Origin of the sequence: Dactylosporangium sp. McL0621 (genome assembly GCF_049995355.1) — a bacterium.
Taxonomy (GTDB): Bacteria; Actinomycetota; Actinomycetes; order Mycobacteriales; family Micromonosporaceae; genus Dactylosporangium.
Genome location: NZ_CP188259.1, coordinates 3,731,477 through 3,757,722, shown reverse-complemented (window position 1 = coordinate 3,757,722; position 26,246 = coordinate 3,731,477). Strand labels below are relative to the sequence as shown.

The 26,246-nt window shown below is 74.7% G+C and carries 29 protein-coding genes; 12 read left to right on the top strand and 17 right to left on the bottom strand.

Features of this window, described 5'->3' with window-relative positions:
• Positions 1-29 precede the first annotated feature (29 nt).
• Complete coding sequence (locus ACPPVO_RS17765) at positions 30-611, top strand: hypothetical protein (RefSeq protein ID WP_426512308.1); 582 nt, start codon at positions 30-32, stop codon at positions 609-611.
• Positions 612-620: 9 nt separating this feature from the next.
• On the opposite strand, the gene ACPPVO_RS17760 is transcribed toward ACPPVO_RS17765, so the two are convergent.
• The 3 genes from ACPPVO_RS17760 to ACPPVO_RS17750 form a co-directional block, all read right to left on the bottom strand.
• Positions 621-1,913 carry a GNAT family N-acetyltransferase gene (locus ACPPVO_RS17760; protein WP_426512307.1) on the bottom strand — a complete coding sequence of 431 codons (1,293 nt, stop codon included), beginning with the start codon at positions 1,911-1,913 and terminating at the stop codon, positions 621-623.
• The gene (locus ACPPVO_RS17755; protein ID WP_426512306.1) at positions 1,910-2,881 is read right to left on the bottom strand and encodes a TerC/Alx family metal homeostasis membrane protein; all 972 of its coding nucleotides are present in this window, start codon (positions 2,879-2,881) and stop codon (positions 1,910-1,912) included. Before ACPPVO_RS17755 ends, ACPPVO_RS17760 begins: the two co-directional genes overlap by 4 nt.
• A gap of 182 nt (positions 2,882-3,063) precedes the next feature.
• The gene (locus ACPPVO_RS17750) at positions 3,064-4,935 is read right to left on the bottom strand and encodes a protein kinase (RefSeq protein WP_426512305.1); all 1,872 of its coding nucleotides are present in this window, start codon (positions 4,933-4,935) and stop codon (positions 3,064-3,066) included.
• A gap of 167 nt (positions 4,936-5,102) precedes the next feature.
• On the opposite strand from ACPPVO_RS17750, the gene ACPPVO_RS17745 reads away from it, so the two are divergent.
• Positions 5,103-5,771: a M23 family metallopeptidase gene (locus tag ACPPVO_RS17745; protein ID WP_426512304.1), complete on the top strand. Its 669-nt coding sequence runs from the start codon at positions 5,103-5,105 to the stop codon at positions 5,769-5,771.
• Here the strand turns inward: ACPPVO_RS17745 and ACPPVO_RS17740 are convergent.
• Complete coding sequence (locus tag ACPPVO_RS17740; RefSeq protein WP_426512303.1) at positions 5,704-6,015, bottom strand: hypothetical protein; 312 nt, start codon at positions 6,013-6,015, stop codon at positions 5,704-5,706. The two genes, ACPPVO_RS17745 and ACPPVO_RS17740, sit on opposite strands and share 68 nt — an antisense overlap.
• Positions 6,016-6,057: 42 nt before the next feature.
• Positions 6,058-6,486 carry a nuclear transport factor 2 family protein gene (locus ACPPVO_RS17735; RefSeq protein ID WP_426512302.1) on the bottom strand — a complete coding sequence of 143 codons (429 nt, stop codon included), beginning with the start codon at positions 6,484-6,486 and terminating at the stop codon, positions 6,058-6,060.
• A gap of 135 nt (positions 6,487-6,621) precedes the next feature.
• Here ACPPVO_RS17735 and ACPPVO_RS17730 point away from each other — a divergent pair, with 135 nt between their 5' ends.
• Together ACPPVO_RS17730 and ACPPVO_RS17725 are read left to right on the top strand one after the other, a co-directional pair.
• A complete protein-coding gene (locus ACPPVO_RS17730) occupies positions 6,622-7,104 on the top strand; it encodes a cation:proton antiporter regulatory subunit (protein ID WP_426512301.1) in 483 nt (160 codons plus the stop codon).
• A gap of 4 nt (positions 7,105-7,108) precedes the next feature.
• Positions 7,109-8,302, top strand: coding sequence for a cation:proton antiporter (locus tag ACPPVO_RS17725; protein ID WP_426512300.1), 1,194 nt, complete (start codon positions 7,109-7,111; stop codon positions 8,300-8,302).
• Here the strand turns inward: ACPPVO_RS17725 and ACPPVO_RS17720 are convergent.
• Positions 8,299-9,165 (bottom strand): SDR family NAD(P)-dependent oxidoreductase, encoded by an 867-nt coding sequence (locus tag ACPPVO_RS17720; RefSeq protein WP_426512299.1) that lies wholly within the window; start codon positions 9,163-9,165, stop codon positions 8,299-8,301. The genes ACPPVO_RS17725 and ACPPVO_RS17720 overlap by 4 nt on opposite strands.
• Before the next feature lie 56 nt (positions 9,166-9,221).
• On the opposite strand from ACPPVO_RS17720, the gene ACPPVO_RS17715 reads away from it, so the two are divergent.
• On the top strand, positions 9,222-9,614 hold the full coding sequence (locus tag ACPPVO_RS17715; protein ID WP_426512298.1) for a MerR family transcriptional regulator: 393 nt from the start codon (positions 9,222-9,224) through the stop codon (positions 9,612-9,614).
• A 3-nt stretch (positions 9,615-9,617) separates the two neighbouring features.
• Here the strand turns inward: ACPPVO_RS17715 and ACPPVO_RS17710 are convergent, their stop codons facing one another.
• On the bottom strand, positions 9,618-10,967 hold the full coding sequence (locus ACPPVO_RS17710) for a S1C family serine protease (protein WP_426512297.1): 1,350 nt from the start codon (positions 10,965-10,967) through the stop codon (positions 9,618-9,620).
• A gap of 251 nt (positions 10,968-11,218) precedes the next feature.
• Here ACPPVO_RS17710 and ACPPVO_RS17705 point away from each other — a divergent pair, with 251 nt between their 5' ends.
• Positions 11,219-11,503, top strand: a complete 285-nt coding sequence (locus ACPPVO_RS17705; protein ID WP_426512296.1) for a DUF1905 domain-containing protein — start codon at positions 11,219-11,221, stop codon at positions 11,501-11,503.
• A gap of 12 nt (positions 11,504-11,515) precedes the next feature.
• Here the strand turns inward: ACPPVO_RS17705 and ACPPVO_RS17700 are convergent, their stop codons facing one another.
• Entirely contained in the window at positions 11,516-11,725 is a 210-nt protein-coding gene (locus ACPPVO_RS17700) for a hypothetical protein (RefSeq protein WP_360389450.1), read from the bottom strand.
• A gap of 66 nt (positions 11,726-11,791) precedes the next feature.
• The gene (locus tag ACPPVO_RS17695) at positions 11,792-13,603 is read right to left on the bottom strand and encodes a hypothetical protein (RefSeq protein WP_426512295.1); all 1,812 of its coding nucleotides are present in this window, start codon (positions 13,601-13,603) and stop codon (positions 11,792-11,794) included.
• A 568-nt stretch (positions 13,604-14,171) separates the two neighbouring features.
• Between ACPPVO_RS17695 and ACPPVO_RS17690 the strand changes: the two genes are divergently transcribed.
• Complete coding sequence (locus ACPPVO_RS17690; RefSeq protein WP_426512294.1) at positions 14,172-14,891, top strand: alkaline phosphatase PhoX; 720 nt, start codon at positions 14,172-14,174, stop codon at positions 14,889-14,891.
• 33 nt (positions 14,892-14,924) lie between these two features.
• On the opposite strand, the gene ACPPVO_RS17685 is transcribed toward ACPPVO_RS17690, so the two are convergent.
• The 5 genes from ACPPVO_RS17685 to ACPPVO_RS17665 form a co-directional block, all read right to left on the bottom strand.
• Positions 14,925-15,371, bottom strand: a complete 447-nt coding sequence (locus ACPPVO_RS17685) for an N-acetyltransferase family protein (RefSeq protein WP_426512293.1) — start codon at positions 15,369-15,371, stop codon at positions 14,925-14,927.
• Positions 15,372-15,380: 9 nt separating this feature from the next.
• Positions 15,381-16,058 carry a response regulator gene (locus ACPPVO_RS17680; RefSeq protein WP_426512292.1) on the bottom strand — a complete coding sequence of 226 codons (678 nt, stop codon included), beginning with the start codon at positions 16,056-16,058 and terminating at the stop codon, positions 15,381-15,383.
• Entirely contained in the window at positions 16,055-17,242 is a 1,188-nt protein-coding gene (locus tag ACPPVO_RS17675) for a sensor histidine kinase (protein ID WP_360389436.1), read from the bottom strand. The genes ACPPVO_RS17680 and ACPPVO_RS17675 overlap by 4 nt, the downstream gene beginning before the upstream one ends.
• Before the next feature lie 88 nt (positions 17,243-17,330).
• The gene (locus tag ACPPVO_RS17670; protein WP_426512291.1) at positions 17,331-17,924 is read right to left on the bottom strand and encodes a hypothetical protein; all 594 of its coding nucleotides are present in this window, start codon (positions 17,922-17,924) and stop codon (positions 17,331-17,333) included.
• 93 nt (positions 17,925-18,017) lie between these two features.
• Positions 18,018-19,538, bottom strand: a complete 1,521-nt coding sequence (locus tag ACPPVO_RS17665) for a DUF1996 domain-containing protein (protein WP_426512290.1) — start codon at positions 19,536-19,538, stop codon at positions 18,018-18,020.
• Positions 19,539-19,703: 165 nt separating this feature from the next.
• Here ACPPVO_RS17665 and ACPPVO_RS17660 point away from each other — a divergent pair, with 165 nt between their 5' ends.
• Both ACPPVO_RS17660 and ACPPVO_RS17655 read left to right on the top strand, forming a co-directional pair.
• The gene (locus ACPPVO_RS17660; protein WP_426512289.1) at positions 19,704-20,135 is read left to right on the top strand and encodes a hypothetical protein; all 432 of its coding nucleotides are present in this window, start codon (positions 19,704-19,706) and stop codon (positions 20,133-20,135) included.
• Between the two features lie 46 nt (positions 20,136-20,181).
• Positions 20,182-20,979, top strand: a complete 798-nt coding sequence (locus ACPPVO_RS17655) for an alpha/beta fold hydrolase (protein ID WP_426514641.1) — start codon at positions 20,182-20,184, stop codon at positions 20,977-20,979.
• 153 nt (positions 20,980-21,132) lie between these two features.
• Here the strand turns inward: ACPPVO_RS17655 and ACPPVO_RS17650 are convergent, their stop codons facing one another.
• Positions 21,133-22,371 carry an ROK family transcriptional regulator gene (locus ACPPVO_RS17650; RefSeq protein ID WP_426512288.1) on the bottom strand — a complete coding sequence of 413 codons (1,239 nt, stop codon included), beginning with the start codon at positions 22,369-22,371 and terminating at the stop codon, positions 21,133-21,135.
• Positions 22,372-22,464: 93 nt separating this feature from the next.
• On the opposite strand from ACPPVO_RS17650, the gene ACPPVO_RS17645 reads away from it, so the two are divergent.
• Complete coding sequence (locus ACPPVO_RS17645) at positions 22,465-23,739, top strand: YbiU family protein (RefSeq protein WP_426512287.1); 1,275 nt, start codon at positions 22,465-22,467, stop codon at positions 23,737-23,739.
• Positions 23,740-23,790: 51 nt separating this feature from the next.
• Positions 23,791-24,126: an STAS domain-containing protein gene (locus ACPPVO_RS17640; RefSeq protein WP_426512286.1), complete on the top strand. Its 336-nt coding sequence runs from the start codon at positions 23,791-23,793 to the stop codon at positions 24,124-24,126.
• 1 nt (position 24,127) lies between these two features.
• Here ACPPVO_RS17640 and ACPPVO_RS17635 read toward each other — a convergent pair whose 3' ends face one another.
• Complete coding sequence (locus tag ACPPVO_RS17635) at positions 24,128-24,568, bottom strand: response regulator (RefSeq protein ID WP_426512285.1); 441 nt, start codon at positions 24,566-24,568, stop codon at positions 24,128-24,130.
• Between the two features lie 360 nt (positions 24,569-24,928).
• Between ACPPVO_RS17635 and ACPPVO_RS17630 the strand changes: the two genes are divergently transcribed.
• The gene (locus ACPPVO_RS17630) at positions 24,929-25,525 is read left to right on the top strand and encodes an alpha/beta hydrolase (protein WP_426512284.1); all 597 of its coding nucleotides are present in this window, start codon (positions 24,929-24,931) and stop codon (positions 25,523-25,525) included.
• Here ACPPVO_RS17630 and ACPPVO_RS17625 read toward each other — a convergent pair.
• Entirely contained in the window at positions 25,515-26,243 is a 729-nt protein-coding gene (locus ACPPVO_RS17625) for a class F sortase (RefSeq protein WP_426512283.1), read from the bottom strand. The two genes, ACPPVO_RS17630 and ACPPVO_RS17625, sit on opposite strands and share 11 nt — an antisense overlap.
• Between the last annotated feature and the right edge of the window lie 3 nt (positions 26,244-26,246).

The following is a 26,246-nucleotide window of genomic DNA, read 5'->3' as shown; positions in this document are numbered from 1 at the left end:
CGGCGCCCATGCGCCGACAGGATGTGCGCATGCGGAAGACATTCATACTCATGACCGTCGTGGCCGTGGCGCTCGTCGCCGGGAGCACGCCCGCCGGCGCTGCCCCACGCCCGCGGCCGATCGCCGACCGCCTCATGCTGCAGGCCGGGGACCTCGGGGGCAGCGTGCCCGGCCCGGTCGAGGACGGCCTCGCCTGGCCGCTGCTGCCGCAGCCCTGCGCCGGCGCCCCGGTGCCGCCGCCCGTGGTCAGCCGCCAGCAGGCCGCCGACTACGAGAGCCGGTACCGCGTATACGAGAACGTGGCCCGCTACCGCGGCCCGAACGCGGCCCGCGCGTACGTGACCGAGCTCAAGGCCCAGCTCACGCGCTGCGGCGCCGGCGGCGGCGACAACGGCTTCGACCCGGTCGCCGACGACGTGTACGGGCCGGACTCGACCCTCTTCACCGGCAACTACGACCTCGGCGACCGCTACGTGGGCTACGGCGTGGCCGCCACCGGCCGGTACGTCGTCGTGGTCCTCATGTCCGACCCCGACCTCGGCGCGGCCGACCTCACGCTGCTCAACGACCTCGTGTACCGCGCAACGGCCCGCGTGCGGACAGCGGCGTGAGCCGGCGGCTCAGAACGCGAACGCGTTGAAGGGCTCCGGGTCCGTGCGCAGCGCCCGGCCGAGCGCGGCGACCGCGCCCGCCCGGTGCTCCCGGACCCGGCCCGCCGCGGCGAGCAGGGCCGCGGACATGCCGCCCAGGTACAGCGCGCCCAGCGACTGGATCGGCAGGGTCAGGTCGGGCGCGGCGGTCGTACGCGTGCACGAGGCCCCGTCCGGGGACAGCTCCAGGCGCCAGGTGCCGGCGTTGGACGGGGCCATCGGGTCGGCCTCGACCTCGACGACGAGGGTCGCGGCGGCCTCGTACGCGCGCGCCTGCACCGCCCGCGGCAGGTCCAGGATGCGCAGCCAGAGGCTGTCGGACTGGCGGGTGACGCGCATCGCGCGCGGGTTGCGCAGCATCCAGCGCAGCGGCTCGTCGGCGGGGCGGGCCGGCGCCACGATGCGGCGGGTCAGGTCGAAGTCGGTGAGCAGCGCCCACAGTGCCCGGTAGGCGTCCGGGGTCGCGGCCTCCAGGGCCTCCACGACGAGGGTGCCGGTGTCCTCGATGCGGGTGGCGTAGGGCAGGCGGTACTGCGCGATGCCGTCGGCCGTGCCGGAGCCGTCGCGGTGCACGAGGTACCGCATCGGCCCGAACGTGCCCGCCGGCTCGTCGTTCAGGCCGTCCCACCGGCGGGGCTGCGGGCTCAGCTCGCCGACCCGCTCGCGGCGCACCCGCGCGTGGACGGCCGGCCACACCGACCGGGCCGTGGCCGCGTCGGCCAGCTCCAGCTCGCCCGCGGGCGGCTCGGCGTCGGCGAACGCGGCCTCGGCCCGGTCGAGCTCCCAGCGGGTGCGGCGGGTGGCGGGCGCGAAGCCGTACAGGCCGTAGATGCCGCCCTCGCTGGCGCTCAGCCCCGCGAGCGCCTCGCCGCGGGCCCGGGCCTCGTCGAACATCGCCTGCATCAGGCCGCGCAGCAGCCCGCGGCGGCGGTGGGTGGCGCTGACCGCGGTGGCCGTCACCCCGCCCAGGGCGACGGGCCGCGGCCCCGGGACGGTGACGTCCATGGCGAGCATCGCCGAGCCGCCGACGAGCCGCCCGTCGACGAACGCGGCCTGCGGGTGGAAGCCCTCGCCCAGCACCCGCTCGGCCCAGGCGTCGAGCTGGGCCGCCGAGGCGGGCGCGTTCGGCGGCGGCCACGCCTCCGGCCCGCCGTGCCACGCCGCGGGGGCGGGCTCCCAGTGCGGCAGGCCGTTGACGTAGGGCAGCACCTTCAGGTACGCGTGCGCCTCGGCGGGCTCGATGGGCCGGATCTCGATCGTCACGCGTCCATTCGTACCCGATCCCGCCGGTTCGCGATCAAGCTGGTCGCCGTCACCGCGCCCAGGGTCGCGAGGATGACGACGAGCGAGAGCGGGGTCGGCACGTCCGGCAACGCGGACCACACGGTGTGCGCCCAGTGCAGCACCAGCTTGACGCCGATGAACGCCAGGATGATCGCCAGGCCGTGGTTGAGGTGGCGCAGCTGCGCGAGGGCGTTGCGCAGCACGAAGTACAGGGCCCGCAGGCCGAGCAGCGCGAACGCGTTGGTGGCGAAGACCAGGTACGGGTCGCTCGTCACGCCGTACACCGCCGGGACGGAGTCGACCGCGAACACCACGTCGGTCAGGAACACCGCGGCCACGACGAGGGCCATCGGGGTGAGCGCGCGCCGCCCGGCCGGCCGGATCGTCAGGCGGGCGCCGTGGTACTCGTCCGTGACCGGCATGAGCCGCCGCAGCAGCCGGGTGACACGCATCTGCCCGGGGTCGACCGTGTGCTCGGTGCTGCGCAGCGCGTCGCGCAGCACCTTGGCCGCGGTCACGATGAGCACCGCCCCGAAGAGCAGGAACGCCCACGTGCCGGCGCTGAGCAGGGCGGCCCCGGCGGCGATGAAGATGCCGCGCAGCACGAGCGCGCCGACGATGCCGTAGAGCAGGACGCGCTGGGTGAGCTTCGTCGGTACCGCGAACGCGGTGAGCAGCAGCATGAAGACGAACAGGTTGTCGACCGAGAGCGACTTCTCGACCACGTAGCCGGTGAAGAACTCGACGCCGGGCTCCGCGCCGTGGGCGAGCCACACGTAGACGCCGAACGCGGCCGGGAGCGCCAGGTAGAAGACTGACCACGCGAGCGCCTCGCGCATCGGCACGTCGTGGGGCTTGCGGGTCAGGACGAAGTCGAGGGCGAGCAGCCCCAGCAGGACCGCGATGGACACCGCCCACAGCTGGGGCGACGCGATGGTGGATGACATTCGGGCTCCTCGAACGCAGCCTTGCACGTTCGAGGTCTCCCTCACCCACCTGCGGTGGGTGGCCGCCCGGGAGCCGCGTCAGCGGCTCGTACTGACCGGGAACGGCCTTGCGAGGTACTCCCCTCAGACCACGAGGATACCGGGCCCACCTGGACGTTTCCTGAACGTCCCGGCGCCGGGGCCTATCCGGACGTCAGCTCGAAGCCCGCCGGCGCCCCGGCCTCCGTGCCGGCGCCGGCACCAACGCCCGTGCCCGGATCCGTCCCGGTGCCGCCGGTCGGGCCGCCGGTCGCGGGCGGGTCGGTGCTCACGTTCGCCGGCTGCGACTCCGACGGGTCCGGGTCCACCGTGCCGGTCGGCGACGGCGTCTCGGTGGGGGTCGGGGTCGGGGTCGGCGTGGGCGTCGGGGTCGGCGTCGCCGCCGGGGACGCGGTCGGCGAGGCCGTGGACGACTCGGCCGGCCGGGTCGGCGTGCCGGTCGACCCCGGCCGCCCGGGCGGCCGGGTCGTGCTCGTGACCGGCCGGGTCTTCGACGTCGTCTCCTCGGTCGCGGCCGGCTGGGGCGCGCCGGTGGTCGGCGCCGCGCTGACCGGCGGCGCGACGTCCTGCCCGGTGGGCGGGGTGTCGACCGGCGGCACCGCGGCCACCTCGGGCGGCCGCCCGAACCACGGCACCACCCCGCTCTGCGACGAGCCGAGCGCGCCGACCGCCCCGGCGAGCACGGCCACGACGCCGACGCTCACCGCCCCGGTGCGAAACGCCCAGCGCCGCGACCGGAACCGCCCGGCCCGCTCCCACAGCCGGTGGCCGAAGTCCCGCATGCCGCCGTTGAGCCCGCCCTCCCCGACCAGCCCGATGCGCGCCAGCGCCTCGAGCACCGGCGGCCGGGCGGCCGAGTGCCGGGAAGCCGCGTGCCGGTCGGCCGAGTGCCGGGCCGCGGGGCGCTCGGCCAGCGGGCGGGTCGCCTCGTCCTCGGGCGACGCGACGGCGGAGCGGATGACGACGGCGTTGTCGCTGGCCAGGAGCCCGGCCGAGTGACCGCGGTCCGGGCGCCCGACGAGGTACTCCGGGTCGAGGGGCCCGGTGGGGATGTCCGTGCGGCCGGGATCGGTGGCCCAGGCCAGGTCCTCGGCGGGGTGGCCCAGGTCCTCGGGGGTGCGGGCGCGCTCGGCCCGGGCGGAGGCCGCGAAGCGGTCGGCGAACGCGGCGCGGGCCGCGAAGCCGAGGCGGTCGGACAGCACCGAGCGGCCGGAGCGCAGGGACCGGCCGAAGCGGGCGGCGCGCGACGGGCGCCCGGCGTAGGGCACCTCGGGGCGGAAGTTGGCCAGGACCGCGGTGCGGCGCGACTCGGCCGCCTCGCTCAGCCAGGCCGGCAGGTCGACGGTGGTGCCGGAGAGCTCGGCGAGGACGAGCGCGATCTCGTCGCTGGAGGGCCGGACCGCGGCATCGGGGTCGATGCAGCGGTCGACCAGCTCGAACAGCTCGGCCGGCACGGCGTTGCCGACCTGCCCGCCGATGCAGCCGGCGAGCACGGTGCCGAGCGCGCGGACGTCGGCGGCGGCCTCGGCCGGGTCGTACTCGCTGTCCCCGGCGAACCCGATGACCTTGGCGCCGAGCTCGCCGAGCAGGATCTTGGCCGGGCTCAGGCTGCCGTGGGTGACCCACTGCCCGTGCGCGTGGGCGAGTGCGGCCGCGACCTGGGCGCCGATGCGGGCGGCGGTGCGCCACGACATCGGCCCCTCGTCGAGGCGCACGTCGAGCGACGGGCCGTCGGCGAGCTCCATGACGACGTACGGCACGGAGGTCCGCTCGTCCAGGTCGGCGATGCCCACGTCGTAGACGGCGGCGATGTTGGCGTGCACGAGCCGCGCGGCGGTGCGACCGTCGGCGAGAAACCGGTCGGTGGCCTCCGCACTGATCTCGTGCGGGCTGGTCTCGTGCGGGATACGAACCGCGACGGGCCGATGCAGCAGCCGGTCGGCGCCGCGCCAGATCTCCGCGGTGCCACCGGCCCCGGTCACCCGGTCCAGGCGATACCGCCCATCAAGCTCCATGGTCTCCTGCAACGCCCCCCAGCTCTGCCCGGATGCCCCACCCTTTGCCGCACTGCAACACTACCGTCCACCACCCAACCACCGCGTGACGGTTAGGTGTCAGTTCGGCCGGTCTCGCGGCATGTGCAAAGACAACGACGGCGTGATCGATGTCGTACCATCCGCCAATGAGCCCGGACGCCCGCTCGGTGTACCGGTGGGCGGTGCTGGCGATCATCGCCGGCTGCATCGCGGTGTCCTACCTCGTCATCACCCACCGCGCCGCGCGGCCCGGGCCCACGGCCACGGCCGGTCCGCGGCCCGCGTTCCAGCTGCCGTTCCCCTGCGGCGAGGTGTGGACGCTCACGACGTACCCGGGCCACGACGACTTCGACATCGACTTCTTCGCCGCGAGCGGGGCGACCGCCGGCCGCAGCGTTCTCGCCTCGGCCGCCGGCACCGTGACCTGGGCGGGGTGGAGCGCGACGCTCGAGGACGGCCGGCCGGCCGCGCCCGGGGCGTCCGGGACCCGCGGCGGGCTCGGGTACGGGGTGATCATCGACCACGGCGGCGGCTGGTTCACCGAGTACGGCCACCTGGCCGCCGCGCCGGGGGTGCGCACCGGGGAGACGGTCAAGGGCGGGCAGGGGCTGGGCGTGGTCGGGCACACCGGCTCGACGACCATCGACCACCTGCACTACGAGCAGCTCAACGACACCCTCGACCCGAAGCGGACCCGCGGCAACGGCGACAAGGTCGAGGCCGTGTTCGACGGGGTGCCGTCCGGGATCACGAGCGACGACCGCTCCCCCGACCAGACGCGCACGAGCCGCAACTGCGCGCCGCCCGGGGCCTGAGCCCGGCCCGCCGCGCCGCGAGCAGCAGCAGGGCGGCGAGCAGCACCGCGGCCGGCACCGACAGCTCCGCGAGCAGCGTGTGCCACCGGGCCGTCAGGGCGTCGTGCACCCCGGCGGCGTCGCCGGACAGGCGCGCGCCCAGGGTGCGGGTGAGGTACGCGGACGCGACGGCGCGGCCGCGGTACACCATGATCAGGACGACCCCCGCGGCAACGGCGGCCAGGAACGCCAGGCGACGTGTCACACCCCCGGGGCGGTCCGGGCGGGGACACGGGATGGAACGGGCTCAGCGCTCCCGCGGCCCGAAGATGGTGCGTTCCGACTCGGCGATCGGCACGTCGTTGATGCTCGCCTCGCGGCGGGCCATGAGCCCGTCGGCGTCGAACTCCCACAGCTCGTTGCCGTAGCTGCGCCACCACCGGCCGGACTCGTCGTGGCACTCGTACTGGAAGTGCACGGCGATGCGGTCGTCGTGGTACGTCCACAGCTCCTTGCGCAGCGCGTAGTCCAGCTCCCGGGCCCACTTCCCGCGCAGGAACGCCACGATCTCGTCCCGCCCGCGCAGGAAACGGTCGCGGTTGCGCCACACCGAGTCGGGCGTGTAGGCGAGCGCGACGCGCTCCGGGTCGCGGGTGTTCCACGCGTCCTCGGCCGCCTGCACCTTGGCGCGGGCGGTCTCGAGCGTGAAGGGCGGCAGCGGCGGTCGCAGGCTCATGCCCGCGACGCTACCCGCGCCGCGGCGAAGCATGCCGCGGCGAACCGTCATGCGACTGTCACGGCGCTGCGGAAGTTCGGTCATATCGATTCGTCACATTTGCAGCGGTCCCCCTGACGAAGGAGCGAACGCACCGTGGACGTCGAACGCACCGCCCTGCCCGGAATCGGCCTGCGGCACGAGTTCGTGACCGCCAAGGGTCAGCACGCGGCGGTCGTGTCGCACGTCTCGGGGCGGCGCGACGTGGTGCTGTACAGCAGCGAGGACCCCGACACCGTCGTCGCCACGCTCTCCCTGAACACCGACGAGGCCAACGGCGTCGCCGAGCTGCTCGGCACCGCGCGCATCGTCGAGCGCCTGGCCGACCTGCAGCGGCAGGTGACCGGGCTCAAGACGGTCCAGGTGCCGATCACGGCCGGCTCCCCGTACGACGGGCGCAACCTCGGCGCCACCCAGGCCCGCACGCGCACGGGCGCCTCGATCGTGGCCGTGATCCGGGCCGGGCAGATCCTCGCCAGCCCGCGGCCCGACTTCGGGTTCGTCCCCGGCGACCTCGTCGTCGTGGTCGGGACGGCCGACGGTACCGCCGCCGTCTCCGACATCTTCGCCAACGGCTGAGCGTATGCACGGTGCTGCCGTCCTGATCGAGATCGGGGCCGTCATCCTGGGCCTGGGGCTGCTCGGCGCGGTCTCGGCGAAGTTCGCGATCTCCCCCATTCCGCTGTACCTCATCGCCGGCCTGGCGTTCGGCCGGGGCGGCATCCTGCCGCTGGCCACGAGCGAGGAGTTCACCGCGACCGGCGCCGAGATCGGCGTCATCCTGCTGCTGTTCACGCTCGGGCTGGAGTACACCGCGCCGGAGCTCGTCGGCACGCTGCGGCACAACGCCGTGGCGGGCGTCGTCGACCTCGTGCTCAACGCGGCGCCCGGGGTCGCGACCGCGCTCATCCTGGGCTGGGGCCCGGTGGCGGCGGTGGCGCTGGGCGGCGTGACGTACGTGACCTCGTCCGGCATCACCGCGAAGGTCCTCGCCGACCTCAACTGGCTCGGCAACCGCGAGGTGCCGGTCGTGCTGTCGCTGCTGGTCTTCGAGGACCTCACGATGGCGGTGTACCTGCCGATCCTGACCGCCCTGCTGGCCGGCGTCGGGCTCGTGGCCGGCCTGACGACCCTCGCCATCGCGGCCGCCACGATCACCGTCATCCTCGTCATCGCGCTGCGCTTCGGCCGCTACGTGGAGATGTTCGTGGCCTCCCCCAACGAGGAGGTACTGCTGCTCAAGGCGCTCGGCCTCACCGTGCTCGTGGCCGGCGTCGCGCAGCTGCTGCAGGTCTCGGCCGCGGTGGGCGCGTTCCTCGTCGGCATCGCCCTGTCCGGCCCGCTCGCCCACACCGCCCGGCAGCTGCTCAGCCCCCTGCGCGACCTGTTCGCCGCGGTGTTCTTCGTCTTCTTCGGCCTGCACACCGACCCGGCCGCGCTGCCGCCGATGCTCGGCATCGCCCTGCTGCTGGCGGTCGTCAGCGTGCTCACGAAGCTCGCCACCGGCTGGTGGGCGGCGCGGCGGGCCGGGATCAGCCCGATCGGCCGGGCCCGGGCCGGCGTGGCCCTGACCCCGCGCGGCGAGTTCAACATCGTCATCGCCGGGCTGGCCGTGTCGGCCGGGCTCAACGAGAGCATCGGCCCGCTCGCCGCCGCGTACGTGCTCGTGCTCGCGGTGCTCGGCCCGGTCCTGGCCCGCTCGCTGGAGCCGCTGAGCCGGCGCATCGCCCGGCGCCGCGGCGGCGGTGCGGAAGGAGCGCCCGAGCCGGCGGGCTAGCCGGCCGGGAGCTCCTCGGGCAGGCCGGTCAGCCGCGCCGACAGCGACCACAGCCGCGCGGCGTCGGCCGGGTCGGGCCGGAACGGGGTGACCGCGCAGTCGGCGCAGTGCACGCCGCCGAGGTCCGGGGTCACCGCCGCCCACAGCTGGGTCGCCGCGCCCTGCTCGACGCTCTTGAAGTACCCGGCCGCCCGCCCGTCCTCGTCGATCCAGCCGGCCGCGACCATCTCGTCCCGCGTGAGGTGGCGCTGCAGCGGGGTGAGGATCGCGCCCGGGTGTACCGACGAGGCGCGGACCCCGTGCGGGCGGCCGAGCACGTCGAGGTGCGCGGCGAACAGCGCGTTGGCCGCCTTGGACTGCCCGTAGGCGGCCCAGCGGTCGTAGGGCCCGGAGGCGAAGTAGGGGTCGTCCCAGCGGATCGGCGCGTCGGGCCGGACGTTCGACGACACGGCGACGACGCGGGCGCCCCCGGATCGGCGCAGCGCGGGCCACAGGTGGTGCACGAGCGCGAAGTGCCCGAGGTGGTTGACCGCGAACTGCAGCTCCCGGCCCGGCCCGACGCGCGTCTCGGGGCAGGCCATGACGCCCGCGTTGGCGATGAGGATGTCGACGGTACCCATCGCGGCCGCGAAGTCCGCGACCTGGTCGAGGTCCGCGAGGTCGAGCCGGCGCGCCGTCACCCCGGCCGGCCCGGCGGCCCCGGGCTCGCGCACCCCGGCCACGACCGTGGCCCCGGCGCGGGCGAGGGCCTCGGCGCACACCCGCCCGATGCCGGAGCCGGCCCCGGTGACGACCGCGGTCCGCCCGGTCAGGTCGATCCCGGCGAGCACGTCGGCGGCGGTACTGGAGGCGTCGAAGGTCATGCCGGGCACGCTACGAGCTAGACCGCGGTCTAGCTCAAGCCCGCTACGCTCGCCGGATGGAGCTGACCATCGGCCAGGTCGCCGCGCACACCGGGCTCAGCGTGCACACGCTGCGGATGTACGAGCGCGAGGGGCTCTTCCACACCGAGGTGCGCCGGGATGCGGCCGGGCGGCGGGTGTACGGGCAGCCCGACCTCGACTGGCTCGACGTGTGCACGAAGTTCCGGGCCACCGGCATGCCCCTGGACGCGATCCGCCGCTTCGCCGTGCTCGTGCGCGAGGGCCCCGGCAACGAGGCCGAGCGCCTCGAGCTGCTGTGCGCGCACCGGGCCCGGGTCGAGGAGCAGCGGCAGCGGCTCGACGAGTGCCTGGCGCTCATCGAGGGCAAGGTCGCCACGTACTCCGCGCACGTCGCCGCCGGTACCGCCGCCGCGCTCTGGACCGGTTGAGCGTCACCCGGCCGGACCCGTCGCCAGGCGCACGTTCGCGGTGTGCGAGCGTCCGCCGCGGTCCATCCACGTCACGCGGACGGTGTCGCCCGGCTGATGGCCGTCGATGAGGGCGGTCAGCGCCGAGGCGCCGGCGAGGTCCTCCCCGTCCACGGCGCGGATCACGTCGCCCGCGGCGATGCCGGCCCGCTCGGCCGGGCCGCCCGCGAGGACGCCGGTGACCGCGGCGCCGCCCGCCTTGCCGTCGGCGTCCGAGGTGGTGACCCCGAGCAGCGCCGTCGGTCCGATGTGGATGGTGTCGGACGAATCGCCGTTCTCGATGCGCTGCGCGATGGCCAGCGCGGCGTTGCTGGGGATGGCGAACCCGACGCCCTGCCCGGTGTCGGTCGCCGCGGCCGTGTTGATGCCGATGAGCCGCCCGGTGCGGTCGACCAGCGGGCCGCCGGAGTCGCCGGGCTTGATGTCGGCCGCGACCTGGATGAGCCCGGCCAGCCGCTGGGAGCCGCCGCCCTCGGGGTCCTGGGCGGTGATGGTGCGGTTGAGGCCGGTGACCGAGCCGGACACGGACTCCCCGCCGTTGCCGCCCGCGTTGCCGACCGCCACGATCTCGTCGCCGACCTTGACCTTCGAGGAGTCGGCGACCCCGAGGCGGGTCAGCCCGGAGACGTTGTCGAGCTGGATGACGGCGATGTCGTGGGTGCGGTCGTACCCGACGACGGTCGCCGGGAACGAGCGCCCGTTGGCCACGGTCACCCCGCTGATCGCGGTGGCGCCGGCGATGACGTGGTTGTTGGTGAGCACCAGCCCGGTGGAGCTCAGCACCACCCCGGTCCCGGCGGCGCGGGCGTTGCGCAGCCCGAGCGTGCTGGTGATGTTCACGACGCTCCGGTTGACCGAGGCCGCGATGGCCGCCTTGTCCAGCGGCGCGGCCGACGTCGCGGCCGGCGAGGTCTCCGACGGCGGGTCCGACAGCGAGTCGGCGGGCAGCGCCGGCGCCGCGCCGGGCTGCGCGACGGTGGGCGTGGGCCGCGGCTTCGGGCCGTCCGAGCGCGCCTCGAGGGAGGCCACCAGCCCGGCGACGCTGACCATGGCGGCGAGCCCGACGAGCATGACGATGCCGACGACCCACCGCAGCAGCGAGCCGCCCCGGTGCCGCCCGCGCCACTCCGGCGCCGCCGGTCGCCGCTCGGCCGGCGGCCCCCAGTCGGGGCCGCCCCAGTCGTAGGGCCGGTTCCACTCCGGCGGCCGGGGCGGCGGCACGGGCCCGTCGCCCCAGCCGTCCCAGCCCCGCTCGGCCCCGATGATCGAGGTCACGGGCACCGCCGTGACCGGCACATCGGCGTCACGAGCCACCGCGACACCCTGCGCGTAGCGCGAAGCTGACATTCGTCCACCACCCGCCCGGGAGTCGGCCATCTACCGGCCACTACGGACGCGGACGGCCCGAGGGTTCGATCTCGCTGAAAAAACGACAAATACCTATGGCTCGGGCCGCCTCACCGGCGGACCGTGCCTCCCGCGAGGAATCCCGGCGCCCGTGGCGCCACGAACGAAAGACCGCACCGGGGCTTGCCGCCGCGCCGGGGCTTTGCTCGACTTGTCGCGTGGACATCGAGTTCAGCGGCGAGGTCTGGCACTGGCGCGGTCCGGCCCCGCACCACTTCGTGACCGTCCCGGCCGACGACTGCGCCGCGATCGCGGACGCGGCCCGGATGGTGAGCTACGGCTGGGGCATGATCCCGGCCGCCGTACGCATCGGCGGCTCCTCGTGGAGCACGTCGCTGTTCGCGAAGGACGGCGGGTACATCGTGCCGCTGCGGGCCAACGTGCGCCGCAACGAGGGCATCGACGTGGGCGACACCGTCACGGTGCGCCTGACCATCGGGTGAGCGGCGGGCAACCTACGCCCCGTCGCGTTCGTCCGGCGCGCCGGACGCGCGCCCGGGCCGGTTCCCCGGCACCGAAACGGCCTTGAGCCCGCGGACCGCGTCCGTGTAGTAGTCGTCGAAGGCCTCGAGCACGCCGTGGATCTTGTCGACCGTCAGGTCGTCCCGGTGCAGGCGCACCGGCCAGTCGTGCGATTCGACGTGGTAGGTGGAGTCACCGAACACGTGCACCTCCTGGACGCCAGGCTACCAACCGCACACAATCAGCACCATTGAAGTCACTCTCGGTGTTCACCCGCCGTGCTCCTTGTGGGCGGTGAAGAGGTCCCGGCTGGCCGAGAAGTGGACGTACTCCCAGCTGCGCATCAGGTAGAGCGATCCGGCGAAGACGGCGTTGAGACCGCTGACCAGCGTGAGAACCGACCACGCGAGCGAGGCGTTGCCCAGCACCTCGAGGTGGTACGGGTTCGGCCAGTGCAGGTAGGCCAGCTGGGACTTGTACACCATGAACAGCCCGCTGCCGGCCACTGAGGCGAGAGCGGTGAACACGAGGGACAGCCGGGCGGCCAGCGTGCCCTCCAGAAGCCGGCGCGCGCTGCCGGCCTCGTAACCGAGCCACGCCGCGGCGACGGCCGGGAACACGAGGAGGAAGGCCGGAACGTCCGTTCCCGGGTCGGGCTTGCGCGAAGCGACGAAGCCCACCAGCCAGATGAGGATCGTCGCGGCGATCGCGGCGACCGCCGCCCGGAACACCGAGCCGGGCGGGACCTCGTAGAAGCGGAACCGCACCTCCGGCAGCACGTCGCCGTTCTTCAGGTCGGGCACCGGCCCGGGGAAGAAGCGCGTGTAGAAGTGCGCGTAGCGCTGCCCGGCCCGGCGGCGGAAGCGGAAGTACGGCGGTGGCGGCGGCTGCGGTCCGCCGTTGCGCCAGGTGCGCTTGGCCCGCCGGGCGTGGGCCGTGCAGTACTCGACCAGGCCGGGAGCGCTGTGCGAGCCGAGGTAGACGCCTTCCTGCGCGTCGACGATCAGGTGGTAGCTCTGGCTCGTGAAGGCGTTCTCCAGCGGAATGCTGATGTCCACCGGGCTGGCGTCGAGCAGCAGCCGGGCCCGCCCCTTGAACCAGTTGAGGACGCCCTCGCCCCGCGCCCTGGCCAGCACCAGCGTCGGCGTGATGAGCCGTTCGTAGGTCACGATGAACCGGCCGTCGGCGGGCCACGGCACGGCCACCACGACGGCGTAGTGCGAGGCCAGCCCGTCCGCGAGCGCCACCGCCATGTCGATCGCCGCGGGATTGGACAGCAGCGGCTGCTGGTCGCCCTGGTCGGTGAGCCGGCGCAACGCCTCACCGCTGGACGGGCGGCGCGCCCGGCCGCGGTACATGATCCCTTTCAACGCCCGGTGCTCGGCCGCGATCGCCTCGGCGTGCTTGTCCGGATCGATCGCGGTGCCGTGCGCGACGTCGAGGAGGGTTCGCAGCGAGAGGGCGACCAGTTGCAGGTACTGGCGATATGAGAGCACGGGAAGGTCCGCCCCCGTCCCGTCCATCACACGGAGGTTGTCGACCAGTTCGCCCTTGCGCGGCATGAGCACGGGAAAGAGCACCGTGCCGCCGTTGCCCGGCGGCGCGATGGTGAGGTGGGACTCGATCGTCACCCGCTGCGTCAGCGTTCGCTGGCCCGGCTCGTACCGCTCGGTGATCCGCTCGCGGACCTCGGCCGGCGCGACGACCGCCAGCGTGAAGGCCTTGACCTGCTGGGCCGTCAGGCCGCTCCTGGCCCCGGCCCGCTTGCCGGCACTGCGCTGCAGGATGTAGACCTGCCTGTCGGGCAGCTTCCAGATCCGGGTGGTCTGATGCGACTCCAGCCGCGGACCCATGTAGTGCTTCCGCGTGAACCACAGCCCGATGCCGGCCAGCACGCCGGCCGCCGCCAGGCGGGCGGTCCAGCGCATCCACGCCGCGGCCGTGGTGGGGCCGCCGATGACGGCGACGGCGATGAGCACCGCGCTGAGCACCACCAGGCCGATCCGAATCCCCGGTCCCAGCCCCGGTTTCGTCCCCGTCCGGCCGGCCGGAGCCGGCTCACCATCGCCGGAGTCGGACATGATGCCTCCACCCATGACCCGCGGTTCGAGCAGGTCGTTCACGGTCCGGTAGACCCAGTCTCCGAGGCCGGCGCCGGTTGCCCAATCGGGCGATGGGAGGCCGGTGGCGATTCGTCCGGTAGCCTTCGCCGACGAACGCCCGAATCAGTCCGGGTCCGGCCGCGCCCATTTGTGAGCCTTACCAACCTGCGGATTCACCGGCCGTTCATCGTGCGTCCATCGAACACCCACGAACTGACGTACACGCATTCGGCCGTGGCGTAGGAGAGTGCCTCCATGACCATTTCTCGTCGTCAAGTGCTGTCCGGAACGGCCGCCGCGGGTGTCGGGCTGACCGTCGCCGGCGCACTCCCGACCCTGGCGGAGCCCGCGGCGGCCTCGCACGGCGTTGACGGGAGCCGGCCGCACGGCAATGGCCGCCCCTTCCCGCCGCTGCAGGACGACCCCACGAGGCCGTCGCGGTCGAGCCGAACCTGCGCCACCTGTACCTCTCCGAGGACGCCTCCGGCCCCAACGGCCTGTTCTACCGCTGGACCGCCCCGAACGGCGTGCGCCTGCGCCAGGGGGCGTGCGCCTGCGCCAGGGCCTGGCCAACCAGCTCTCCGACACCGCCGGCAAGCTCGAGGCGATGCAGATCCGCCTCGACGACGGCAGCATCCTGCCCGACGTCTCGTACCTCACCTCGGCGCAGCTGGGCCGCCCGTTCAAGGTCAGCTGGATCGAGGTCCCGGACCGCGACGCGCGGACCAAGACCATCCGCACCCAGTTCGCCGACGGCGAGGTCACCCGCGGCAAGAAGTTCGAGGGCGTGTGGAGCACCTCCAAGGGCTGCTACATCGTCAACAGCTTCGCCTTCGGCGCGAACGACCTGCCGGCCGACGCCACCAAGCACGACGGCATGGTGTGGTTCTACGACTACGACGACCAGACCATCACGCTCGTCACGTACTTCCCGCACAACCCGAACGCGGAGACCGAGGGCGCGTTCCCGAAGTACGCCGACCTCACGTTCGACGGCCCGGACAACGTCACCGTGACCCCGTGGGGCTCGCTGGTGCTGGCCGAGGACGGCGTGCGCGCCTCGCACGTGCTCAGCGCCATCCCGGGCGGCCCGACGTACGCGATCGCCCGCCTCCAGCTCAGCAACGGCACCTCGAACGGCGCGCCGACCTACTCGGAGTTCACGGGCCCGACGTTCTCGCCGGACGGCCGGATCCTGTTCGTCAACGTCCAGGCGCCGGGCATCACGCTCGCGATCACCGGCCCGTGGGAGAAGTACCTCGGCTGAGGGCAGGGGCCCGGGCGCTCCGTCGCCCGGGCCTCACCCGGCCGCGAGCGGCCGGACGTAGACGATGAAGCCCCGGTTCTCGGCCACCTGGTCGTAGAGCCGCCGCGCGGTCGCGTTGCCCTCGTGGGTGTGCCAGTACACCCGCTCGCAGCCACGGTCCCGCGCCACGTCGGCGACGGCCGCGATCAGCGCCCGCGCGACGCCCCGGCCCCGCACCTCGGCCGCGGTGAACAGGTCCTGCAGGTAGCACGCGTCGCCGGACGTGGTGCTCGGGTGGAACAGGTAGTGGGTGAGCCCGACCGGCCGCCCGTCCAGCCGCGCGACGAGAGCGTGCACGCGCTCGCCCCGCCGGAACTCCCGCCACGCCTGCTCGTAGCGCTCCGGCGGCCACTCCCGGCCGTAGAAGGCGTTGTACCCGGCGAAGAGCTCCTGCCACGCCGCCCGATCGCCGTCCCGCGGCGCGCCGATGTCAAGATTCACGACGCCAGCCTAGGACGACGTCCAGAGGACGACCGCCTCGGTGCGGCTGCGCACGTGGAGCTTGGCGAAGACGTGGTTCAGGTGGTTCTTCACCGTCTTCTCGGTCAGGCGCAGCCGGTGGGCGATCGCGGCGTTGGACAGGCCCTCGCACAGCAGCTGCATCACGTCCTCCTCGCGCTCGGTCAGCCCGAAGTGGGCCCGGGCCCGGGCGCGGCGCTCGGTCTGCTGGTGCCGGGAGCGCTCGCGGGCCTGCTGGTCGCGGACCATCGACGCGGCGACCGAGGCGGCGACCGGGGACAGCCAGCCGCGGCCGCCGGCGACCTCGCGGACCGCGCGCAGCAGCTCGGCCGGGTCGAACTCGCCGTGCACGAGATAGCCGCGGGCGCCCTGGTGCAGCATGCCCGCGATGAGCTCGGCGTCGTCGTCGCTGGTCAGGACGAGGACGCGGGTGTACTGCGCGATCGTGGCGAGGACCGACAACCCGTCCGCGATCGGCATGCGGTGGTCGAGCAGCGTCACGGTGGGCCGCAGGCGCCGGGCCGCGGCGATCGCCTCGCGCCCGTTGGCCGCCTCGGCGAGCACCCGGATGCCGCCGTCGCCCTCGAGGATGCCCCGCAGCGCCCCGCGCACGATCGGGTTGTCGTCGACGATGAGCACCCCGAGGTGGGGCGCGCCCGGCCACGTCACGAGGCACCGGCCACGGCGCGCGCGCCCAGCGGGACCCGGACGGTGATCGTGGTGCCCGCCCCGGGCGCCGAGTCCACCCGCAGCTCGCCGCCGACGGTCCGGGCCCGCTCCGTCATGCCCACGATCCCGAAGTGCCCGGCGGTCTGCAGCCGGGAGAGATCCCGCGGTACCGCGAAACCCAGCCCGTCGTCGGCCACCTCCAGCAGCACGCCGCGCCGCGTCGGGGCGAGCCGGACGACGACCCGCCCGGCCTGCGCGTGGCGGGCGATGTTGGCGAGCGCCTCGCGGACGATGCGGCTCAGCTCGTACGCCACGGGGATCGGCGGATCGACGGGCTTCAGCACGGTGCGCACCGGCACCCCGGTGGCCGCGCTCCAGGCGTCGCAGAGCTCGCGCAGCCCGGTGGCGAGGTCGCGGTCGGGCACGTCCAGGCGCATCTCCTCGAGCAGCTCGCGGGCCTGCCGGGCGGCCGCGGTCGCGCCCGCGGCGACGGTGCCGGCGAGCTGCTCGGCCAGGGCCGGCTGGCGGCGCAGCGACGTCGGCAGGGCCAGGGCGGCCAGGGACACGCCCCGCAGCGTCTTGCTCACCGAGTCGTGCAGCTCGCGGGCGAGGCGGGCCCGCTCGGACGCGGCCGCGGAGCGCTGGGCGGAGGCGACGAGGCGGCGGGACAGCTCCAGGTACCGGGTCAGCGCCGAGGTCAGCACCGACGCGCCGAGGCCGGCGAGGGCCCCGGCGACGGGCAGGGCGACGACGAACGCGGCGATCTCGGCGGGCGGCTCCAGGCGGTGCAGCACGCGGCCCAGGACGGCGAAGCCCAGCGCGGCGTGCAGGACCCACACCGGCACCGCCCGCAGGCCGAGCAGCACCCCGGCCAGGGCGCCGGCGCCGGCGGCGAAGCAGAAGTACGCGACGCCGCCCCGGCTGACCGCGAGCACGGCGAGCACGAGGACCGCGTCGGCGGCGACGGCGGTCAGCGGCAGCGCGACGAGGCGGGGCCAGCGGGCCAGCAGGCCGAGCTGGGCGCCCGTGCCCACGGCCACCAGCGCCAGGGCCGCGACGACGGGCCACCGGTCGGGGACCAGCAGCAGCCCGGCCGCGGCCGCGATCATCGTCGCGACCGCGCGGCCCACGAGCACGGCGCGGGCCAGCGCCGCCGCGGCCACCGCACGGTCGGTACCCACCACGGCAGGGACGCTACTGGGCGCCCGTGCGCGGCCGTAGCGGGGGCAGGGCGCCCAAGCGGGATTGTACCGCACTTAAGCCGGACCTAAGTCAGGCGACGACGACCTCGTCCAGGTCGGGCGCCGGGGACTCGTCGTTGTAGAGGGTCAGCCGCACCTCGCCGGCGGGCAGGTCGGCGGTGAACCGGAACGACTGCGGCACCGTCCAGTCCGGCCCGCTGACCGGGAACGTCCGCGGCGCGGCCGCGTTGACGCGCACCTTCAGCGCGCGGGCCCCGTCGGCCTCGTAGTACACGGTCACCGTCCTGGGGCCGGCGCTCGGCAGCGTGACGCGGACGACGAGGGTGCAGTCGGCGCACAGGTACCGCACCCGCTTCCCGCCCCGGCAGGTCCCGCACGCGGTGGCGGAGGCCCCGCCGGTGAGCGTGTTCGCCGGGTCCTCGGCCTGGACGCTGATCGGCGCGAACGACGACGACGCCGGCGGCGCGGCGCCGGGGCTCAGGCCCGGCTGGAAGGCGCTGGCGAGCGGCTGCGGCGCCCGCGACCGCGACGCGCCCGGCCGCTCGTCGTGGGTGGGTGCGATCAGCGGCGGCACGGCGATCGCGGCGCCCGCGATGCCGACGGCCACGGCGGTCACCCCGATCCACTGCCGCGACCTCTGCGCCGGCCCGCCGCCGTCAGTCACACGTGCTCCTCGTCCCTCCGGCGACCCGGGCCCGACAATACGCCACGGCGCCGCCGCCCTTGATGGACGACGGCGCCGCGGGCGGGGGTGCGCTTACGGCAGGACGTAGTTGTTGTTCAGGACGTACGGGGCGGGCTGCTGGTCGTCACGGCCGTCGTGGCCCTGGGCGTCGCACTGCCGGGCCGCCACGATGCACCCGTCGATCATCGCCTTGAGGGTCCGGTCGTCCCACGCGTTGACGAAGTCGTAGTGGAACGTCGGGCCGGCGCCGCTGGCGAAGTGCACCTTCGACATGTCCCCGTTGACCGGCCAGGCCATCTTGAACTCGAGCTTCGGCACCGCGACCGGGTGGTCGTCGGGGCAGACCACGCCCGCGGCCGAGTGGGTGTCGACCGGGTAGGCCATGTGGCTCTGGTGGTCCGGCGAGTCCAGGTGCAGCCCGTCCCAGCAGCTCGGGGCCTGGTACCGGATGTTGAGCTTCACGCTGCGGTCGGTCGGGCAGCTCAGCGGGATGTTCTTGTTCTCGTAGCTGTCGCCGCACTCGAAGCCCTTCTCGGTCGCGGCGAGGAACTTGTCGGCGTCGGTGTTCTTGGCGCTGCCGACGACGAAGCGCAGGCCCTTCGGGAACGGCCGGATCGTGCGGTAGTCCTGCACGCCCGTCTTGTAGTAGATGGTCTGCAGGCCCTCGGGGTTGACCGCGGTGTCGCCGTTGTACAGCGTGGGCATCCAGTACGCCGACAGGTCGCCCTTGGCCTTGCACGTGGTCGCGCCGGCGGTGAGCGAGTCGACGGTCGTGTTCGCGTTCGTCGTGGTGTTGCCCATGAACGTGTGCATGTGCGACGCGCCCGCGAGCCCGGGGAACACGATCGGGTCGTCCTGCAGGTTGCTGCGGCTGACCGAGCAGTTGGCCTGGAACTCGTGGAAACCGCCCTTGTTCGGCGGTACCTCGTGCGAGGGCCTCACGTTCGTGACGGGGTTCGGCGCCATGATCCAGCCGGCCGGGGCGGTGGCCGCGGACGTGGGCGTCGCGCCGCCCGTGGGCACCGGCCCGGCGCTGGACGGCCCGCCGGTGACCGGGCCGACCGTCGCGGTGGCCGGGGCGCCGGAGTTGCCGAACACCTGCAGCTCCCACAGCGAGTAGCCGTAGCCGGAGGAGCGGGCGGTGCCGTAGAGCCGCACGTAGCGGCCCATGCCGGTGACGGCCAGGGTCTGCTTGCCGCCGGTCGAGGTCGTCGTGGAGTACACCGTCAGCCACGTGGTGCCGTCGGAGGAGATCTGGATCTGGTAGGCGGTGGCGTAGGCCCGCTCCCAGTTCAGCACCACCTTGCCGATCGCGGTCGGGGCGCCGAGGTCGACCTGCAGCCACTGCGGGTCGCTGAACGCGCTCGACCAGCGGGTGCCGGCGTCGCCGTCGACGGCGGCCGAGGCGGGGTAGGCGCGGCCCTCGCTGGAGGACGCGGTCGCCGGCTTGCCCTGGGACACGGGCACGGCGTCGGCGCTGGCGGAGCGCAGCGGGCCGGTGGCGAACCAGCCGAGCAGGCCGACGAGCGCCACCGCGACGCCGGCCAGCACGATCAGCCGCGACCGGGGCTGGTGCCGGAGGGACAGGGTCATCGATTCTCCCGTTGGGGTTGGATCACCACTTGGCGTCCCGAACGCTAGTGATCGGCGGCCCCGCGATCCTGGGCCCAAAGACCCAGACCGGGTCCCAAGGTCCAGGGTGATGCTGGCCACGCTCGCCGGGGCTGCGCGACGGCGTTCCTTGGCTACGCTCGGTGGATGGGCAGTGAGCGGGAGGACGGGTTCGAACCACGGTCCCGGGTCGGGGCCGTGTTCGTCGCGCTGCTGGAGGGCGACGAGGACGCGGCGGAGCGGGCGGCCGAGCTGCCGCCGGACGAGCACGACACGCCGGTGCTGGCGGCCGCGATCCGCCTCGCCGTGCGCAGCCTCTTCGACGAGGACACCCCGCCGGAGTCGGTGGCCGAGTTCGTGGCCACCATCGCGCAGGACGTGGAGATCGACCCGGCGGTGGGCGAGGCCCTGCTGCGCACCCAGCTCGGCGAGGAGGGCCTCCTGGAGCCCTTCCCGCCCCAGGACGTCTCCGACGCGACCTGGTCGATGCTGGGGTACCTCTGCGAGCACCGCCTCGGCCGGGAGGACTCCCTGGAGCTCGTCGCGCACGCCGAACGGGAGGCCCTGCCCGAGGCGTAGGCCCTAGGGTGGGCGGGTGACCGACACTCAGTGGACCTCCGACGCCGTGGGCACCGGGCAGTACGCCGACGTCAACGGCATCAACCTTTACTACGAGACGCACGGGTCCGGGCGGCCCCTCGTCCTGCTGCACGGCGGGCTCGGCTCCGGCGAGATGTTCGGGCCCGTCATCCCCGCGCTGGCCGAGCGGCACCAGGTCATCGCCGTGGACCTGCAGGGGCACGGGCGCACCGCCGACGTGGACCGGCCGCTCGACCTGGGCTCGATGGCGGCCGACATCGCGGCGCTCATCGAGCACCTCGGGCTCGACCGGCCGGCCGTGGTCGGCTACTCCCTCGGCGGCGGCGTCGCCCTGCGCACCGCCGCCGACCACCCGGGGCTCGTGTCCCGGCTCGTCGCCGTGTCCGCGCACGCGTGGACCGAGGCGATCTACGAGGAGATGCGGGCCCAGCAGGGGCAGGTGACCGGGGCGGCGGCGGAGTTCATGAAGGAGACGCCGATGTACCAGCTGTACCAGCGCGTCGCCCCGCGCCCCGAGGACTTCCCGCGGCTGCTGGACAAGATCGGCGAGTTCATGGCGCAGCCGTTCGACGTGCGCGACGCGATCGCCGGGCTGCAGGTGCCGACGATGCTCGTCGCCGCCGACGCCGACATGGCCCCGCCGAGCCACTACGTCGAGGTGTTCAAGCTGCTCGGCGGCGGCCTGCGCGACGGCGGCTGGATGGGCGAGGGCCGGCCCGAGGGCGGCCACGCGCTGGCGATCCTGCCCGGGCTGACCCACTACACGATCTTCGCGTCGCCGCTGCTGGCCGCCGTGACGCTGGACTTCCTCGCGCGCGACTGAGCGCGACCGGACCGCACCCGAGGTGGGCGTCCCGGGCCACCCGGCCACGGCAGGATCGGGGCCGGGACGTCTCACCGAGGGGGTACGCCGTGATCGGCAACGGCTGTGTCGTGGCGGTCGACGACGACGAGGACCTGCTGCTGTCCTGACCCGTCAGGCCGCGGCGACGAGCGCGTCGCGCAGGCGGTCCAGGGCGTCGCGGCGGGCCCCGGTCAGCGCGGGCTCCCGCCGCAGCACGGCGGCCTCCACCGGTACCGTCCGCGGCAGCTCCGCCACCGCCGCCCGCACCGCGCCGAGCAGCGCCGGCCCCCACAGCCCGCCCACCACGACCAGCCCGGGATCGGCCAGCGCGACGATCGCGGCCACCACCCCCGCGACCGCGAGCCCGACCGCGCGCCGGTTCGCCGCGGCGAGGGGCGCGGGCGCGGCGGTCGCGGCCAGCAGCGCGTCGGGGTCGATGGCGGTGGAGTCCGGCCGCCGTACCCCCATCCGCCCGAAGACCTCGATGAACGGCACCGCGCGCCCGTGCGGGCCGATCGTGAGCAGGTGCGCGATCTCCCCCGCCAGCCCGCCCCGGCCGCGGGCGACCTCGCCGCCGCCGACGATCGCGCAGCCGAGGCCCTCGCCCAGGTACAGGTACGCGAAGTCGTCCCCGGCGTGCTCCCGCTCGGCCCGCGCGGCCCAGTTCACGTCGTTGTCGACCGTGACGGGGCCGGCGACGTGCGGGGCGAGCACGGCCACCGGGTCGAGCTCGCCGACGAGGAACGGCGAGTCGGGCAGGTGCACGAGCCGCCCGGTGGCCCGGTCGACGGGGTCGGCCGCGCTGACCACGGCGAGCCGCGGCCGCCGCTCGGCAAAGGCACCGCCGGCCGGCGCGGCGGCGGGGACCACCGAGGCCGCGGCGGCCGACGACACGGCCGCGGCCGTCGACGCGACGCCGGGGACCACCGAGGCCGCGGCGGCGGATGAGACGGCTGACGGCAGCGTGGCGGCGACGGACGCCAGGGCCGCGGCGACCTCGGCCGGGGACGCCGGCCGGCCCAGCGGCCGCTCCGTGCGGGCGACCGTCTCCCCGTAGGCGTCGACGAGCTCCCCGGTGATGCCCGCCGGCCCGATCGACACCGCCAGGGCCGTCCCGGCCGCGGCCGACAGGGCGTAGTAGGAGCCGACCCGCCCGCGGCCCCGCCCGCCGGGCGTGCGCTCGCCGGTGTCGGCGACCAGGCCGCGCTCCTCCAGCCGGCGCACGCTCTCCCCCGCCGTCGGCTTCGAGATGCCCGTCTCGGCGGCCAGCTCGGCGCGGGTCAGCCGGCGGTGCCGCATGAGGGCGCGCAGCACCCGCTCGTCGGTGAGCGAGCGCACCAGCTCCAGGGAGGGCGACGGCGAGGCGTCCATGTGCCAATTCTAGACAGGAGCCTTGCCTAGAGAGCGGCGGGGCGCGTACGGTCGGACTTACAAATAAGGAGACCTGACTAGAAGGAGCCCGCCGTGCCCGCACCCGCGCTGCCGCACTGGGAGGAGACCCCGGCCGACCTGCCGGGCGCGATCCGCGAGATCAAGGCCGCGATCCGCGCGCGCATCGCCGCGTCCGGGCGCACCGTCGAGGAGGTCTTCGCCGTCGTCGAACGGCGCGTCGAGGCCGAGGTCGAGCAGGTCGAGGCCGCACTCAAGAACGGCGAGCCGGTGTGGCCCGTGATCGACTACGCCGACATCGAGGCCGGCACCGTCGCCCCCGAGCAGCTCGAGCGCCTCCAGCGGCGCGGCTGCCTCGTGGTGCGCGGGCACTTCGAGCGCGAGCAGGCGCTCGCCTGGGACGCCGGCATCGTCGACTACGTCGAGCGCAACGAGTTCTTCGAGCACTACCGCGGGCCCGGCGACGACTTCTTCGGCACCGTCGGCTCGCGGCCCGAGATCTACCCGATCTACTGGTCGCCGGCGCAGATGCAGGCGCGGCAGAGCGACCGGATGGCGAAGGTCCAGGCGCTGCTGAACCGGCAGTGGAAGTACGACTCCCAGGGCCGGCGCTGGTTCGACCCCGACCGCGACTCGCTCTACCCCGACCGCATCCGCCGCCGCCCCGAGGGCGCAGACTCGGCCGGCCTGAACACCCACCTGGACCCGGGCACGCTGGACCTGTGGATGACCGAGGCGTACCAGCGGGCGTTCCGGCACCTGTTCGACGGCCGCGTCGAGGAGTACGACCCGTGGGACGCGGCCTACCGCACCGACGGCCCGCAGTACCCGGGCTCGACCATGTGCTCGGCGTTCCGCACGTTCCAGGGCTGGACGGCGCTGTCCGACATGGACCACGACCAGGGCGTGCTGCACACGGTGCCGATCCCCTCGGCCATGGCGTACCTCATGCTGCGCCCGCTGCTGCCCGACGTCCCCGAGGACGACATGTGCGGGGTCACCGTCAACCGGGTGTTCCCGGCCAACGAGCGCTGGCACCCGCTGCTCATGCGCGCCCAGGCCGGCATCCCCGACGTGCGGGCCGGCGACTCGGTCTGGTGGCACTGCGACATGATCCACAGCGTGGCGCCGGTCCAGCGGCAGCGCGGCTGGGGCAACGTCATGTACATCCCCGCGGCCCCCTGGTGCGCGCGCAACGAGCGCTACGCGGCCGAAGTCCGCGCCGCCTTCGCGACCGGCTCCAGCCCGGCCGACTTCCCCGAGGAGCACTACGAGCGCGACTGGCCCGAGCGCTTCCGGGCCGAGCAGCTCAACGCGACCGGCCGCCGCGGCCTCGGCCTGCAGGCGTAACCAGGGCGCCGGGCTGCGGCCCGCCCGGGGCCGGGTTACGCTGCCCTCCTCATGAACAATGACCAGCGTTCCGGATCGGGGCTGAAGATCACGTCCGGCACCGGGCCGGACGGCGTGGTGCTGGTGGTCTCGGGTGCCCTGGACTACACGTCGGTGGAGAGCTTCGCCGCGGAGGCGGCCCGGGCGTTCGACGGCGGCGCGGAGTGCGTGACCGCCGACCTGAGCGGCCTGGCCTACTGCGACTCCTCGGGCGTGGCCGCCCTGGTCCGCGCGCACAAGCAGGCGGTCCGCGAGGGCCGCCGGTTCGTGGTCCGCAACCCGAACACCACGCTGAGCCGGGTCTTCGCCCTCACCGGGCTCGACGCCGTGCTGACGGTCGAGAGCTGACTCAGGCGCCGGGCAGGCGCACGGTGTCGAGCCAGAACTGGTTGATCTGGCGCACGACGCCGACGAAGTCGTCGTAGCCCGACGGCTTCGTGATGTAGGCGTTGGAGTGGTCGCCGTAGCAGGCCATCACGTCCTCGACGGCGCTCGACGTCGTCAGGACCACCACCGGGATGCTCGCCACCGCCGCGTCGGACTTCACCTGGCGCAGCACCTGCCGGCCGTCGACGCGGGGCAGGTTGAGGTCGAGCAGGATGAAGTCGGGGCGCGGGGCCCCGGCGTGGGCGCCGCGGCGGTAGAGGAAGTCCAGCGCCTCCTGCCCGTCGCGGGCCACGTGCAGCTCGCTGGTCTGGGCGTCGTCCTCGAAGGCCTCCCGGGCCATGAGCTCGTCGCCCGGGTCGTCCTCGACGAGCAGGATGGTGGCCGCGCGGTGGACGTCCGGCATGGCGGGCGGTTCCTTTCACCGAGCGTCGAGGGTGGGCCGAACTGTACGGCAAACCTCCACCGTTTGCACACGAACCGAAGGCTCTGCGGCGGTACCGTCAACGCCCATCCGCCTCGTCGTGGGAGTGCTCGCCGTGGACGGCGACGCCGGGCTGTGGCTGCTCGACGCCGGCCGGTTCACGCGGGTGGCGACGGGCGACTTCCGGGGCGTCGCCCTCTCCCCCGGCGGCCGGCGGGCCGCGGCGCCCGGCGGGACGGGGGCTGGTTCTCCACCCGCTGGTCGCTGCGGGTGGTCGGGCCACCCCTGTCCTGAGCGTCGCGTTCCCAGGCGGCCCGGTGGTTCGTGGTGTCGAATCGACGCATGAGCCCGTCGCCCCACCTGGTCGCCCGCGGCGCCGCCCGGCCCCGCACGCTGGTCCTGCTGCTGCCGGGCGGCCGCGCGCGGAGCACGGCCGCCGCCGTGCCGTTCGGGGTCGCCGCCCTGCGCATGGTGCCCTTCGGCCGGGCCGTCGCCGGGCCGGGGGTCGCGGTGTGGCGGCTGCGGTACCGGTACCGGGGCTGGAACGAGCCCCGCCGGCACCCGGTCGCCGACGCCCGCTGGGCCCTGGCCGAGGCCGCCCGCCGCCACCCGGGTGTGCCGGTCGTGCTGGTCGGGCACTCGATGGGCGGGCGGGTCGCGCTGCACACCGCGACCGAGCCGGGCGTGGCCGGGGTGTGCGCGCTCGCGCCCTGGATCGAGCCGCCCGACGACGCCCTGCCCATCGACCCGGCCGTACCGCTGCTGCTGGCGCACGGCGACCGCGACCGCGTCACCGACCCCGCCGCGTCCGCGCGCTTCGCCGCCGTCCACGGCGCCCGGTTCGTGAGCGTCCCGGGCGAGGGCCACGCGCTGCTGCGCCACTACCGCACCTGGAACCGCCTGGTCCGCGAGTTCGTCGGCGCGCTGGTCACGCCCTGAGGTCCGCGAACACGACCACGTTGTCGCGGTAGTGCCCCGTCGAGCGGTCGAACTCGCCCCCGCAGGTGATGAGGCGCAGGCCGGCGTGGTCGATCGGGCCGTACACGACCCCGGTCGGGAACGCATCCTTCGGGTGCCGCTCGACCCCCGTCACCACGAACACCGCCCGGCGCCCGTCGGCCCGGTCAACGTCGATCTCGTCGCCGGCGGTCAGGTCGGCCAGGCGCGCGAACGCCCCCTTCGCGCCGTGCCAGTCGACGTGCCCGGCGAGCACGGCCGGCCCCAGCGATCCGGGCGCGGGCGCACCGGTGAACCAGCCGACGGTGCCCGCGTCCGGGGGCACCTCCATAGCCCCGGACGCGTCCGTGCCCAGCCGCATGAGCCCGCTCGCCACGCCGAGCCCCGGAATGGCGACGCGGGTCGGGTCGGCGGCGGGCAGGACCGGACCCCGGGTGAGCTCGGGCGCCCGCGCCCCGGCGGGCCCGGCGGCGGGCCCGCCGGCGGACGAGGCGGCGGGCACGCCGGCGGACGAGGCGGCGGGCACGCCGGCGGACGAGGCGGCGGGCACGCCGGCGGACGAGGCGGCGCCGGCGGAGGCGGCGGACGAGGCGGAGGCGGCGCCAGCGGGGGGCGACGGCGGGCGGCCCGGCGACGGCGAACCGCAGCCGCCGAGCCCCACCACCGCCACCGCCGCGACGGCGACGAGGCGGATTCGCATCGC